The 14,044-nt window shown below is 45.2% G+C and carries 13 protein-coding genes; 4 read left to right on the forward strand and 9 right to left on the reverse strand.

What is annotated here, in order from left to right; all coding sequences use genetic code 11:
- Positions 1–5 precede the first annotated feature (5 nt).
- From nrdE to PT300_05850, 7 genes are all read right to left on the reverse strand, one after another.
- Complete coding sequence (nrdE, locus tag PT300_05820) at positions 6–2,150, reverse strand: class 1b ribonucleoside-diphosphate reductase subunit alpha (protein ID MDF7680151.1); 2,145 nt, start codon at positions 2,148–2,150, stop codon at positions 6–8.
- Positions 2,123–2,533 carry a class Ib ribonucleoside-diphosphate reductase assembly flavoprotein NrdI gene (nrdI, locus tag PT300_05825; protein ID MDF7680152.1) on the reverse strand — a complete coding sequence of 137 codons (411 nt, stop codon included), beginning with the start codon at positions 2,531–2,533 and terminating at the stop codon, positions 2,123–2,125. Before nrdI ends, nrdE begins: the two co-directional genes overlap by 28 nt.
- Positions 2,530–2,772 carry a glutaredoxin-like protein NrdH gene (gene nrdH, locus PT300_05830; protein MDF7680153.1) on the reverse strand — a complete coding sequence of 81 codons (243 nt, stop codon included), beginning with the start codon at positions 2,770–2,772 and terminating at the stop codon, positions 2,530–2,532. The genes nrdI and nrdH overlap by 4 nt, the downstream gene beginning before the upstream one ends.
- 245 nt (positions 2,773–3,017) lie before the next feature.
- Positions 3,018–3,815, reverse strand: a complete 798-nt coding sequence (locus PT300_05835) for a (S)-acetoin forming diacetyl reductase (protein MDF7680154.1) — start codon at positions 3,813–3,815, stop codon at positions 3,018–3,020.
- 875 nt (positions 3,816–4,690) lie between these two features.
- Positions 4,691–5,506, reverse strand: a complete 816-nt coding sequence (locus tag PT300_05840) for a hypothetical protein (protein ID MDF7680155.1) — start codon at positions 5,504–5,506, stop codon at positions 4,691–4,693.
- A gap of 995 nt (positions 5,507–6,501) precedes the next feature.
- Positions 6,502–7,506 carry a LacI family DNA-binding transcriptional regulator gene (locus tag PT300_05845; protein MDF7680156.1) on the reverse strand — a complete coding sequence of 335 codons (1,005 nt, stop codon included), beginning with the start codon at positions 7,504–7,506 and terminating at the stop codon, positions 6,502–6,504.
- A gap of 76 nt (positions 7,507–7,582) precedes the next feature.
- Positions 7,583–8,506, reverse strand: coding sequence for an aminoimidazole riboside kinase (locus PT300_05850; GenBank protein MDF7680157.1), 924 nt, complete (start codon positions 8,504–8,506; stop codon positions 7,583–7,585).
- A 317-nt stretch (positions 8,507–8,823) separates the two neighbouring features.
- Between PT300_05850 and PT300_05855 the strand changes: the two genes are divergently transcribed.
- Positions 8,824–9,213: a hypothetical protein gene (locus PT300_05855; GenBank protein MDF7680158.1), complete on the forward strand. Its 390-nt coding sequence runs from the start codon at positions 8,824–8,826 to the stop codon at positions 9,211–9,213.
- 237 nt (positions 9,214–9,450) lie between these two features.
- Here the strand turns inward: PT300_05855 and PT300_05860 are convergent, their stop codons facing one another.
- Together PT300_05860 and PT300_05865 are read right to left on the reverse strand one after the other, a co-directional pair.
- Positions 9,451–10,731 (reverse strand): HlyC/CorC family transporter, encoded by a 1,281-nt coding sequence (locus PT300_05860; protein ID MDF7680159.1) that lies wholly within the window; start codon positions 10,729–10,731, stop codon positions 9,451–9,453.
- A 21-nt stretch (positions 10,732–10,752) separates the two neighbouring features.
- Positions 10,753–11,544: an inner membrane protein YpjD gene (locus PT300_05865; GenBank protein ID MDF7680160.1), complete on the reverse strand. Its 792-nt coding sequence runs from the start codon at positions 11,542–11,544 to the stop codon at positions 10,753–10,755.
- 170 nt (positions 11,545–11,714) lie between these two features.
- Here PT300_05865 and ffh point away from each other — a divergent pair, with 170 nt between their 5' ends.
- The 3 genes from ffh (at position 11,715) to rimM (ending at position 14,015) form a co-directional block, all read left to right on the forward strand.
- A complete protein-coding gene (ffh, locus tag PT300_05870) occupies positions 11,715–13,079 on the forward strand; it encodes a signal recognition particle protein (protein MDF7680161.1) in 1,365 nt (454 codons plus the stop codon).
- A 123-nt stretch (positions 13,080–13,202) separates the two neighbouring features.
- Entirely contained in the window at positions 13,203–13,451 is a 249-nt protein-coding gene (rpsP, locus tag PT300_05875) for a 30S ribosomal protein S16 (GenBank protein MDF7680162.1), read from the forward strand.
- Positions 13,452–13,469: 18 nt separating this feature from the next.
- Positions 13,470–14,015 carry a ribosome maturation factor RimM gene (gene rimM / locus PT300_05880; GenBank protein ID MDF7680163.1) on the forward strand — a complete coding sequence of 182 codons (546 nt, stop codon included), beginning with the start codon at positions 13,470–13,472 and terminating at the stop codon, positions 14,013–14,015.
- Positions 14,016–14,044: the final 29 nt, after the last annotated feature.

Below are 14,044 nucleotides of genomic sequence, written 5' to 3' on the forward strand. Positions count from 1 at the left end.
TCTCCTTATAACATGCAGGACACGCAGTCTGTCACTTCCGTTCCCTCCAGCGCTAACTGGCGCAGACGGATGTAATAGAGGGTTTTAATACCTTTTTTCCAGGCGTAAATTTGTGCTTTGGTAATATCGCGAGTGGTGGCTGTGTCAGGAAAAAAGAGGGTCAGTGACAGCCCCTGATCGACGTGTCGCGTGGCTTCGGCATAAGTATCGATAATTTTTTGTGGGCCGATCTCCCAGGCATCCTGATAGAGTGCAAGATTATCGTTGGTTATAAAGGGGGCCGGATAGTAAACCCGCCCGGTTTTTCCTTCCTTGCGGATTTCTATCTTTGACACGATCGGATGGATGCTGGATGTGGCATGGTTAATATAAGAGATAGAGCCCGTTGGCGGAATGGCCTGCAGATTACGGTTATAGAGGCCGTACCGCATCACTTCATCGCGTAACTGTAACCACATATTGCGATCAGGTAGCGTGATCCCAGCCTGAGCGAACAGCTCAGCCACACGGGCGGTTTTCGGCTGCCAGTCCCCTTGCAGATATTGGCTGAAATATTCGCCGCTGGCATAGCGCGACTGCAAAAAACCGGCAAAAGACTGGTTACGTTCGCGCGCTATTTGCATTGATGTTCTTAGGGCATGCCATGTGACGGTATAGAAATAGAAGTTAGTGAAATCCAGCCCTTCCGGGCTACCATAGGCGATACCTTCCCGCGCCAGATAGCCATGCAGATTCATCTGTCCGAGTCCGATAGCATGGGCGGCGGCATTTCCCGCTGCCACAGAGGGCACCGCGTGAATGTGACTCATATCGGAGACCGCCGTCAGACCACGCACGGCCACTTCAATCGTACGGGCAAAATCGGGTGAGTCCATAGCATGGGCAATATTAAGCGATCCCAGATTGCAGGAGATATCATGACCGATATGAATATAATCGAGATTTTCGGCCAAAGTGGAAGGGCTGTTCACCTGCAAAATTTCTGAACACAGATTACTCATATTCACCCGTCCAGCAATGGGGTTAGCCCGGTTAACCGTATCCTCAAACATAATGTAGGGATACCCTGACTCGAACTGGATCGCGGCCAGTCGCTGAAACAGATCACGTGCACGGATCCAGCGTTTATGGATCCGATCATCGGCGACCAGTTGAGAATACCATTCGCTGACGGCAATATCGCCAAATGGTTTACCGTATAGACGTTCAACATCGTAGGGAGAGAATAATGCCATCTGAGCATCTTCTTTCGCTAACTGAAAAGTGATATCCGGGATAACAACGCCAAGAGAGAGCGTTTTGATGCGAATTTTCTCGTCGGCATTTTCCCGTTTAGTATCGAGAAAATTCAGAATATCAGGGTGATGGGCGTGCAGGTAAACCGCCCCCGCCCCCTGGCGTGCACCAAGCTGATTCGCATACGAAAAAGCATCTTCCAGCATTTTCATGATCGGGACTACGCCAGAGGACTGGTTAGCGATATGTTTGATTGGCGCGCCAGCTTCCCGTAAGTTCGAGAGCAGAAAGGCGACGCCACCACCGCGTTTAGACAATTGCAGCGCTGAATTGACTGCCCGGCCAATGGATTCCATATTATCTTCAATGCGTAACAGAAAGCAGGAGACAAGCTCACCGCACTGTTGTTTACCGGCGTTGAGAAAAGTCGGAGTTGCGGGCTGAAAGCGTCCACTCAGCATTTCATCAGTCAGCTGACGCGCCAGTGTTTCATCACCTTGCGCCAGGGTGAGGGCGACCATACAGACACGATCAGCAAAATGTTCAAGGTAGTGTTTGCCATCAAACGTTTTCAGTGCATAGCTGGTATAGAATTTCCAGGCACCAAGAAAAGTCTGGAAACGAAAACGGTCATGGTGAGCATGGCGGAATAATGCCAGTACAAAATCGCGTTGATAGCGATTCAGCACGTTGATATCGTAGTAATGTTCTGCAATCAGCCACTCAATTTTGCTATTCTGGTCAGCAAAGTGACGACTATTTTCCTCGACGTGGGTTGCCATAAAAACATCCACCGCCTGGCTATCTTTTTCGAGAGGAATACGTCCTTGCTGGTCGTATAAATTCAACATCGCATTAAGCGCATGGAAATCTGTTTCTCCGGCACTTATTGATTCTGTGATTGTTGTTGCCAAAATTTGCTTACTCCTTTGCGTACATTATCGATATCGTTTGCCGTCCCCAGGAGTTCAAAGCGATACAGACAGGGAACCCCACATTTTTGTGCGATGACATCCCCGGCACGACCATAAGCGTCACCAAAATTGCGATTGCCTGCGGCAATCACACCGCGTAGCCGTTGACGATTGTGGGGATCATTTAAAAAATGAATCACCTGCCGTGGGACGGCTCCGGCGGTATTGCCGCCGCCGTAGCTGGGAACGATAAGAATGTAGGGTTCGTTAGCCTGAATATGGGCTTGTTGATTGAGCGGGATCCGTATTGCCGGTAATCCCAGACGCTGGACAAAACGGTGCGTATTTTCAGAACTGCTGGAGAAGTAGATAATCTGGCTCATGCATGAGCGACCGCGAGCTGATGTAGCTGCTTAATCATATCCGGGCGGAAACCTGACCAGTGAATATCGCCGGCAATGACGACCGGGAGCTGGCGAAAACCTTGCTCACGCAGTATATCAATCACCTCTGGATGATGATCAATATTGATGATGTCGAAGGTAAGACCATGATTCTTCATTGCCTGTTGTGTGGCATGACATTGCACACAATCATTTTTAGTGTAAACAGTAATGCACATGATTATTCTTCCCACCGAGGGTAACTGGACGATACACAACCGTGTGGTTCCGCATCTGTTGATTGATGATTAAATACTAGATTTAGATGTTAGAAACTTCAACCACACAATATATAGTATTTTGTGATACAGGTAGGGAGTTTTTGATGATAAATAGCAGAGGCAGGTATTAAGCGTTTTGACATGACAAGGGTCGTTTAAAGAGACTCCCGCGAGAGTCTCCTGACAGATATTAAGCGCCTGTCTTAGTTGAATGCCATTCCACCATCAATGATCAATGCCTGACCGGTCATATAGTCAGAATCAGGGCTGGCCAGATAGGAGATACATGCTGCAACATCTTCAGGTTCAGAGATGCGGCCCAGAACAACATTTTTAGCCCATTGTTGCAGACCCCACTCCAGTGACTGACCATTTTCATCAGCGACTTTTTGTGCGATACCTTCCATCATTGGAGTACGTACAATCCCCGGACAATATGCATTAACGGTGACGCCAAATTTAGCCAGATCTTTTGCCGCCGTCTGAGTGATACCACGAACGGCAAACTTGGTGGCGCCATAAACGGCCAAATCAGGATTACCGACCTGGCCTGCCTGCGAGGATGCATTAATGATTTTACCGGTGATTTCCCCAGGGCGAGAAGGCGCTCTTGTTTTGAAATGCCGGAGTGCAGCCTGAATTCCCCAGTAAACGCCTCCTACGTTGACATCAAAAACCTGGTGAAAAATTTCTGGCGTAATATCTTCAATCGGTGTGGTAGGTCCAAGACCGGCGTTATTCACCATCACGTCCAGACGACCGAAATGATCGACAATTTGATCGACAGCGGCGAACACTTGATCCCGATGTGAAACATCAACCGCGACAGCCAGGGCGTCTCCCCCTGCATCTTTGATAAGCTTAGCGGTTTCCTGTGCGGTTGCCGGATTAAAGTCCAGACAACCGATCTGAAAACCGTCTTTTGACAGGCGCAGAGCAATCGCCCGGCCAATACCTTGTCCTGCGCCAGTGACGACAGCCACTTTTGAATTGATTTTCATTATTAATCTCCTTATTACTTTCGTGTGTGATGTTTGTGTCGATCGGCTTTGTTGAATAATAGTGAACCATGCTGTTTTATCACACCTGTTTTGGTCATAAATGCTGGTCTCTACTGCGAGAAGCTTCCGACCCTGACCTTAACCTTCTGATTTTACGTTAAGGAAGACCGATGTTTTTGTAGGCACGCAGCATAATATCTATTTATTCAACAAAGCCGTGTCGATCTATCCTATTCCAGGTCATGGTATCAGGTATTGTTTCCCCAGTGACTGACCTGAATGCGTGATAAATTTTGTTGTCTTACTTAATTTCAGGCAGATCAGCCGGTCCATGATGGATATGTCATCGCATTGCTGGCTACCTGTCATCCATATTTTATAATCTCAGATATAAAAAATCATGATGAACTTCAAATGTTGTCTATCGGATGAATACTTTTCAGTTATCGATACGCGACGAAGTGATAAAATAATATTATATATTGCTTATTTATTAGACTGCTTTTTGCTTAGTATCAGGCTATTTTACTGACCATTCCCCGGCAGTGCCCAAAATCCTCATATATCCCTTATACGCTGCGGTTTCTCTGTGCTGTCCGTATCCAGGCTGGCGACGACTGGTGTTAATAGCCGGAAAATTCTTCGCTTGCTATTTTATGAAAGTTTGAATGATTTTATTGTTGGGGAAAGATAACGCTATCAGGCAAAAAACAACTTTACCTGATAGTTTTATCCTATTCAAAAACATGTGCCAGCCTGTATAACAAGCTTTTAATTGACAGGAGTATTAAACTTCAGCTTATAAAAAATATTGTTCTGTATACAGTTGCGATTGTCCTGAATATATAATTGATATTATAAGCAATCGATTATTTTTATAAATATCCAAGACAGTACATGACGCAAATAAAATGTGTCGCCATATATCGTTCTGCTATGTAGTTAAAGGCAGGCAAAAGTAATAACGAACCATTTTTATTTTTTTTGATTAACCCTAGTTCTATCGCTTCAGTAATTGTTCTTGAGATATGTGATCTGGATACGTTGCAGTAAAAGGATATGCGTGATATCGATCCGGTAAAAACATTATCTTTTTGATTGCAGAAAATATAAAGCAATATCAGATGGCCACCATCCTTATCAATAAAAACATTGATTTCATTCATGTCTTTAAATAAGAGAATTCCACAGTCAAATATTTCTGTGTATCTTTTTAAATAATTTTCTATGCTATTTTTACTGCTCAGGTTAATGGTTTGATTTTTAAGTAGGCTGATTGCTGGCTCAGTAGTTTTGATGATTTTTTCAATTTCCTTCTCGCCTTTCTCTGTAAAGGAATAGTTCAGCTTTCTTTTATCATCATCAGAACTATCTATCTCAATAATTTTATTCGTATAGAGATATTCGATAAATGAATAGATGCTATTCATGCTCAGCACATCCAATGAAAGACATTTTTTTCTGGCATCGGATATTAATTTTTTACTGGAGCAATAAGAGTTGATGGCCAATATGGTATATAAGAGGAATTTTCCTTTTTTTAATATTACTTTATAATGGATAGGGTTCGTGTCATACATTCTTTTAAAACTATCGTAATGGGCCAGGATAGCTTTGGTTAATAGTTCTGTTGAAATTAAACTCTCAAGCTGTGTATTTAGTATATGTAATATGTTAGCTTCATTGTTCATAAAAACCCATTCCTGTTATTAAATTATTTTGTAAGTTTATATGGCTTCATGTCATTATCGCAGGTCATCTGAACATCGAGGTATTCTGAGTCCCTCCATCAGCATAAAGAGATAACTGACTATTTTGCATAGCAAGACGCTGGCTAAGAACCTGGTGACCTGTCAGGCTATTTTATTTGCCATTTTGGCTTTCGGCAGCGCCCGAGATCCTCACGTACTACCTGTACGCTGCGGTTTCTCCGCGCTGTCCGTGTCCAGACTGGCTGCGTCAATAACGCCTACTGGGATAGGCTCTTAATATTACTTTTTAAAACCAACAAATAAAAAGGAATATCAGACACAGATCCACTTTTTGAATCATTCAACTATATATATATTATTATTCATAGAATAAGCTGATCAACAGAGATAATATTAGCTCCTACACGCTTTATATTAAGCAACAAAGGCTGTTATTTATTAATCAGATAAATCGTAAAATAATCATTAAATAGCGAATTAAGCCATATACCTTCTACTTGTGAGCGTTTTTTATAACTAATATTTATCATGCATGATTTCATTATGACTACAATAGCAAGGCCATGCAATCATTAATCACAATCCTGTAGTGAGTGTATATTACTATAATTAATTGCATAAATGGATGACTATTTTTGGTATTAATGATATTTTTTCTTTCTGAAAAGATGTTTTGTTATTTTTTTCATAATAAAATCAATGTGTTGTGTATTTGTTATGAATGGCGCTTATTTGCGGAAACTTTTTATTTTGTTAATAAAATTTTGATATAAAGAAATTATGTTGTTATATTCAAATTGACTGGCACACACCAGGGCATTTTTCTATTGATCCTTGAAGAGACGATGTTTTTATTTTGTTATTTTTATTACAAAAATAAGGTACAGTTGACTTCAGGTATGTTAATGAAAGATAAATGATGTCTGGTTACTCTGTTTGGTTGGCAGAGGGGCGGCTAAGGAAAGTGCTACCTGTCAGGAATGGCGAATATGCAGCTTCGTAGGCAGATAGTATTGCAATGGAGATGGCGTATTACCATTAATAAGCTTGCTGATTAAGTCATAGCAATGCCATGCCAGCTGACGGTTATCCTGGCGGATCGTATCAACCGGTATTGATAAAGAGTCATAAAGGTAGTGATCATCAAAACTGGCCAGATAGGTAGCTGTATTCAGCAAATGATGCTGGCTCATGTAACGCAGAACCCCCTCAAGCAGACCACAGGCAGTTGTAAATAGTGCTTCAGGTGGCCTTCCGAGACGGGAGCAGAGCGCGGCAAACATTTCATAACCGGCGTCCGGGTGGTAGTCCCCGCTAATAATCCATTCAGGTTGCAGTGTAACTCCCGCTCGCGCCAGCCCTTGAGTGAATCCTGTAAGACGGTCTTGTGATGGCGAAAGATGACGTTGCCCGCCAAAGAACCAAAACTCATTGCGATACCGGGGGGCTACCTGGGCAATGAGATCTGCGGTGGCGTGGATGGAATCGCTCATGACCAGAGGTAAAGCGCTTTCACCGGGACGGCGATCAAATAATACGACCGGCAATTGCTGGCTGATAGTGCGATAATCAGCATCGCTGTGATGACATGAAGCGACGATCAACCCATCAACCTGACGCGCAATCATATTATTAACGACGATACGTTCCTGCTGCGGATTTTCATCACTGCAGGAGATAAGAAGTTGCATACCGCTGGTACGACAGAGTGTTTCCAGTTGGTGAGAGAAAACAGCAAACCCATAGTTAGTGATATCAGGCACCACCAGGCCGATAGTATGGCTGCGGTTATCACTTAATGAACGTGCATGGATATTGGGTTGATAGTGACATTCACGTGCAATGGTTTGTACCCGTTCGCAGGTATCCGCTGCAATACGAAGCACCTGGCCTCGCCCATTCAATACCAGGCTAGCCGTTGCTTTCGAGACACCAGCCAGTCGGGCGATATCGTTAATGGTTATTCGTTTTCTCTTCATCAAATTAATCAAAAGTAACGGTTAAAATGAGTATTCTGTACCAGTTCACGTCAGATGACTGGATCACCGGAAATAACTAAAACTGCCGGTTAAGATCCCGTTGATAAGGGAGTGCGGTCATTGCCCCCTTCGCGGTTGTTGCCAGAGCACCACAGGTTTGTGCCAGCATAATCGTTGATTCCAGGGTTGCCATATCCACAGGCATTCCCCGTTCAGCCAGACCCGAGAGTAGCCCGGCGACAAAAGCATCGCCTGCTCCGGTGTTATCGACACTCACTACAGGCAGGGCCGCAAACCGGGTTATCTGTTGCTGAAATACCACAATAACCCCCGCTTTTCCCAGTGTAATCAGCAGTAGTTCGGGCTGGTAGCGCCGGAGTAAAGCTGCGGTGCTTTGTTTAAGATCGGTCGTATCGCTAATAAAGAACAGCTCGTCTTCAGAAAGCTTAATCACATCGGCCAGGGTAAAAGCTTGATCGAGACAGGTGTGAAGTAATGATTCATCCTGCCAGAGATCAGGGCGAATATTCGGATCAAAACTGACCCGTCCCCCAGCGCGCTTGATCTGCTCCATCGCGTAGTATGTTGTGCTGCGGCTTGGTTCGGCGCTCAGTGCGATGGAGCAGGCATGTAGCCATTGATGAGGGGCAAATTCGGGTAAATCGTCAGGTTGTAAAAACAGATCTGCGCCAGGACGGACCATAAAAGTAAAGGTTCTTTCCCCCATTTCATCAAGATCAACGACCACAGTGGAGGTGCGATGTAGTGGATCACGGTGCATATAGCGAATATCTACCTGTTCCTGATCAAGTGTTTGCTGCATAAAACGGCCAAATGGATCGTCGCCGATACGTCCAATAAATCCACTATTCCCTCCCAGGCGAGCAATCCCGACAGCAACATTAGCGGGGGCACCTCCCGGACACTGTAAGAGTCGGCCATGACTTTCTGGTAGCAGATCGACAACCGCATCTCCGAGCACCCATACTTTTGCACTCATGTTCAATTTCCCTCACCACATAAGTCTAATTAAACCGGTTTAGCTAATTGAAGCATAGCTTCCTGATAATGTGAATGTGATCAGTAAGAAAGTGCGAAGCAGAGCAAAAAATAGTATCACGCGCATACTATCTGCAACGGCATTACTATTTTTTAGACTATTATGTAACAGGTATTAATGATGATTATTTACATCATTGCGTGTGTAATGAAAATTAATGGTAAATAAAATATTGTGATTTACTCTGTGATGACACAGGCTAATAAGAAAAATTAGTTATAAATCATAATATTAATTAGAGTGGAGAGGGTAGGATGATGAAAAAGACCATGATTGCGTTATCGACGATTCTGACAACAGTACCGGTTGTTGCTGCGACAACACATGCTACAGATGAAACTGTTGAAATGGCCCATAAAGGTGCTGATAGCGCAAAAGAAAAACTGCATCAGGCACAGGATCAGGGAGAGGAACTGAAGCTGGAAGCAAAACATGCGGCACAAGGTGAAAGTCACAGTACCGGTAGCAAAATCAGTGAAGGTGCACAGAAGACCTGGGATAAAACCAAACAGGAAGCTGAAAAAGGCTGGGATAAGACAAAAGAAGGTACTGAAAAGGGCTGGGATAAAACCAAAGCAGGTGTTGAAAAAGGCTGGGATAAGACCAAACAAGGTGCGGAAGATTTGAAGAAAAAGATAACTGATTAATAGACTCTGTATACGATTCTGTGTAAGAGTCTGGCCCATCAGGCTATTTGACTTGCCATTTTGGTCCTGGGCAGTGCTCGAAACCTTCACGTACTATCTGTACGCTGCGGTTTCTCCACGCTGTCCGTGTCCAGACTGGCTACGTCAATAACCAGGCAGGCCTGGCTCTAAATGCCTTTTTCAGACGTGACCGCTCAGGCGGTCACCGAAGCTGATAATAAAACAACGCCTTGCCCGTCATCCGTTTTTATGGGTATATTTTACTGGCGTCACTTTTACCTGCTTGATCATGTTTTCCTGAACATTCAGAATATCAATATCATATTGCCCGATACGCACGCGAGTACCCGACTTCGGGATCTCTTCCAGTGCTTCCAGAATAATGCCGTTGATCGTGCGGGCATCATCTTCGGGTAAATGCCAGTTAAACGCTTTATTAATTTCGCGCACGCTGGCACTGCCATCAATAATGACGGTTCCGTCAGTCAATGGCGTCACTTCTTCTGCCAGTGTTGGCGACATTGAGGTGGTAAAATCACCGACGATCTCTTCGAGAATATCTTCTACGGTTACCAGTCCCTGAATGTCGCCGTATTCATCAACAACAAGCCCCACTTTTTTCTTGTTACGCTGGAATTTTACCAGTTGTGTATTCAGTGGCGTGCCTTCCGGGATGTAATAAATTTCATCAGCGGCACGCAGCATGACCTCTTTAGTGAATTCGTTTTTTTCCGTCATCAGTCGATAAGCTTCACGGACACGCAGCATACCGATAGCATCGTCCAGTGAACCACGGTATAGCACAATGCGGCTATGAGGAGAGTGGGCGAGCTGACGGAGGATAGATTTCCAGTCATCATTGATATCGATGCCGATAATTTCATTACGCGGAACCATGATGTCATTAACGCTAATTTTCTCGAGATCGAGGACAGAGAGCAGCATATCCTGGTTACGGGACGAGATTTTTGTTTGCGATTCATTAACAATGGTGCGCAGCTCATCTTTGCTCAGTGCGCTACTGATAGTAATATCTGAACGAATTCCCATCAGGTGCATCAGTAGATGGGTAATCGTATTCAGTAGCCAGACCAGGGGCATCATCAGTATCTGTAATGGGCCAAGTAATAGGCTGCTCGGATAGGCGACTTTCTCTGGATAGAGGGCAGCAATCGTTTTAGGTAAGACTTCGGCAAAGACCAGCACCACAAAAGTCAGGATACCCGTCGCGATCGCGACCCCCATATCGCCATATAATCGTATACCAACAATTGTGCCGATGGCGGACGCCAGGATATTAACCAGATTGTTGCCAATCAGCACCAGACTGATGAGGCGATCTGGTTTGCGCAGTAGCTTTTCTACCCGTTTTGCCGGACGATAACCTTGTTTTGCCAGATGACGAAGCCGGTAGCGATTAAGTGTCATCATTCCGGTTTCTGAACCGGAAAAGTAAGCCGAAATGATCACCATGATGATCAGTGTGATGATCAATGTGGTGGTTGAGATATGTTCCAGAGAGAACTCCTTAGTCTGGATTTAGTCAATAACGTGTTGAATGATACGGCTACCAAAGTATGCCAGCGTCAATATGCCCGCACCAGCGATGTTAAACCAGACAACCCGACGCCCACGCCAGCCCTTGTGGTAGTGCCCCCATAACAGAATGATATAGACAAACCACGCCAGGATCGACAACACCGCTTTATCAATATTTTCTGTGCTGAGCAAATTACGCAGGTAAAACAAACCACTGCCAAGCGTGAGAGTCAGCAAAATGACGCCTACCTGAGTAATATGAAACATTTTACGCTCAATACTCAATAACGATGGCATTTCATGGCTAAAAATCAAGCGTTTATTCTTTAGTTGATAATCAATCCACGCTAATTGTAACGCATAAAGAGCGGCAATAATCAATGTGGCATAAGCGAACAGTGATAGCCCGATATGTCCCAGTATGCCCGGCGTATTTTCAAGATGTTTGATGTATTCGCTGGGTAAAAAAATCGCGAAAGAGAGATTGATTATTGCAAAAGCGTAGACAATAGGTAGTAACAGCCAGCCACGGTGGCATGATGCGATGAAAGTCATTATCGCACAGATGATCAGACTGATCAGCGAACTGACATTGAGCAAACTGAGATTTTGTCCCTCTCCCTCGTCGGGAAAAATACGGAATGTCAGGGCAAATGCATGACAAATGATTGCAATAATGGCGGAGGCGATCGCTATCCGTCGCCAGCCGCTATTTTTTTGTAATAAGCCGGGAACGATCAGCGTAAGGCTGATGGAATAGGCAACAAGAGCGAGAAAAACAAAAACAGGCATAGGGTTGTCTGCTATCGGCTAAATGAAATCAGCCCACAGTATAGCTTTAGGTGACACCGGCTCCAACCGTTGCATCACATCATGCATCATGTCGTGTTATACTGCGCGACATCTCTGTTATTTCACGTCGCAGTTCGCGGCTGACCGTTTTCTATCTCAGGCGAGAGACCATGTTTGATAATTTAACCGATCGTTTATCGCGTTCATTACGTAACATTAGCGGACGCGGACGCCTTACCGAAGACAATATCAAAGACACGTTGCGTGAAGTACGCATGGCGCTTCTGGAAGCTGATGTTGCGCTGCCTGTTGTGCGTGACTTTATTAATCGCGTTAAAGAGCGTGCCTTAGGTCAGGATGTCAATAAAAGCCTGACGCCAGGGCAGGAATTCGTCAAAATTGTACGCAACGAGCTGGTTGCGGCAATGGGTGAAGAGAATCAGACACTGGATTTAGCTGCTCAGCCACCCGCGGTGGTACTGATGGCCGGTTTACAGGGGGCAGGTAAAACCACCAGTGTCGCGAAACTGGGTAGATTTTTGCGTGAGAAGCACAAAAAGAAAGTGCTGGTCGCCTCCGCTGATGTTTATCGTCCGGCGGCAATCCGGCAACTGGAGACGCTGGCAGAACAGGTTAATATTGATTTCTTCCCCTCTGATGTCGGACAAAAACCGGTTGATATCGTTAATGCGGCACTGAAAGAGGCGCGTTTACAATTCTATGATGTGTTGCTGGTCGATACCGCCGGTCGGTTGCATGTCGACGAAGCCATGATGGACGAAATTAAACAAGTTCATGCTTCACTGAATCCGATAGAGACGCTGTTTGTTGTTGATGCGATGACCGGCCAGGATGCAGCCAATACCGCAAAAGCGTTTAACGACGCATTGCCTCTGACAGGTGTGGTACTGACTAAAGTAGATGGCGATGCCCGTGGTGGTGCGGCGCTATCCATTCGTCATATTACCGGTAAACCGATTAAGTTCCTCGGCGTAGGCGAAAAGACGGAAGCGCTGGAGCCATTCCACCCGGATCGCATCGCCTCGCGGATCCTGGGCATGGGGGATGTTCTCTCACTGATCGAAGATATTGAGAGTAAGGTTGATCGGGCACAAGCTGAAAAACTCGCCATCCGGTTGAAGAAAGGCGACAGTTTTGACCTGACAGATTTTCTGGAGCAACTGCGGCAGATGAAAAATATGGGGGGAATGGCGAGTCTGATGAGCAAATTGCCCGGTATGAGTCAGATTCCGGATAATATCAAGTCGCAGATGGATGATAAGGCGCTGGTACGAATGGAGGCGATTATCAATTCAATGACGTTAAAAGAGCGCACCAAACCCGATATTATTAAAGGTTCGCGTAAGCGCCGTATCGCGGCAGGTTGCGGCATGCAAGTACAGGATGTCAATCGACTGCTTAAGCAGTTTGATGATATGCAGCGCATGATGAAGAAAATGCGCTCAAAAGGAGGGCTGATGAAAATGATGCGTGGCATGAAAGGAATGATGCCTCCAGGCTTTCCGGGCCATTAATATCAAAACAGATGTTGATTGCAATTTCTCCCAGAATCAGTAAAATTCCGGGGCTTTTTAATATGACGCCCAGGTTCCCTCTCTCGATGGCACCTGGGTGTTCTATTCACATAAGAGGATGTTATGGTAACTATTCGTTTAGCTCGTCACGGCGCGAAAAAGCGTCCGTTCTACCAGGTTGTTGTCACCGACAGCCGTAATCCGCGCAATGGTCGCTTTATTGAGCGCGTTGGTTTCTTCAACCCAATCGCATCAGCAAATGAAGAAGGGGTACGTTTAGATCTGGATCGTATTGCTCATTGGGTTGGCCTGGGTGCAACGGTTTCTGATCGTGTCGCCTCGTTGATTAAAGACATGAACAAAGCAGCTTAATCTGTCACGGTGATCATGATGAGCAAACGACACACCGAAGCACCTGTTAATCCCATCGTTCTGGGCAAGATGGGTTCTTCCTACGGTATTCGTGGTTGGCTCAGAGTGTTTTCCTCCACCGAAGAGGCCGAAAGCATTTTTGACTATCAACCCTGGTTAATTCAGCGAGCGGGTCAGTGGCAGGTGATTGAACTGGAAAGCTGGCGCCACCACAACCAGGATATAGTCATTAAACTGAAGGGTATTGATGATCGTGATGCGGCTAATCTGCTGACAAATTGTGAAATTGTCGTAGATGCTTCGCAACTGCCAGAACTGGCCGAGGGTGACTATTACTGGAAAGACCTGATGGGTTGCCAGGTTGTCACGACAGAAGGCTATGATCTTGGTAAGGTTACCAGCATGATGGAAACCGGATCCAATGACGTTCTTGTCATCAAAGCAAACCTGAAAGATGCGTTTGGTATCAAGGAGCGATTAGTTCCGTTCCTCGATGGACAGGTTATCAAGAAAGTCGATCTCGCTACTCGTACTATTGAAGTAGACTGGGATCCTGGTTTTTAAATTCTCCGGATAAACGGTAAAAGACGGCG

Source organism: Enterobacteriaceae bacterium ESL0689, assembly GCA_029433525.1.
In the GTDB taxonomy this organism is placed as follows: Bacteria; Pseudomonadota; Gammaproteobacteria; order Enterobacterales; family Enterobacteriaceae; genus JAQTIF01.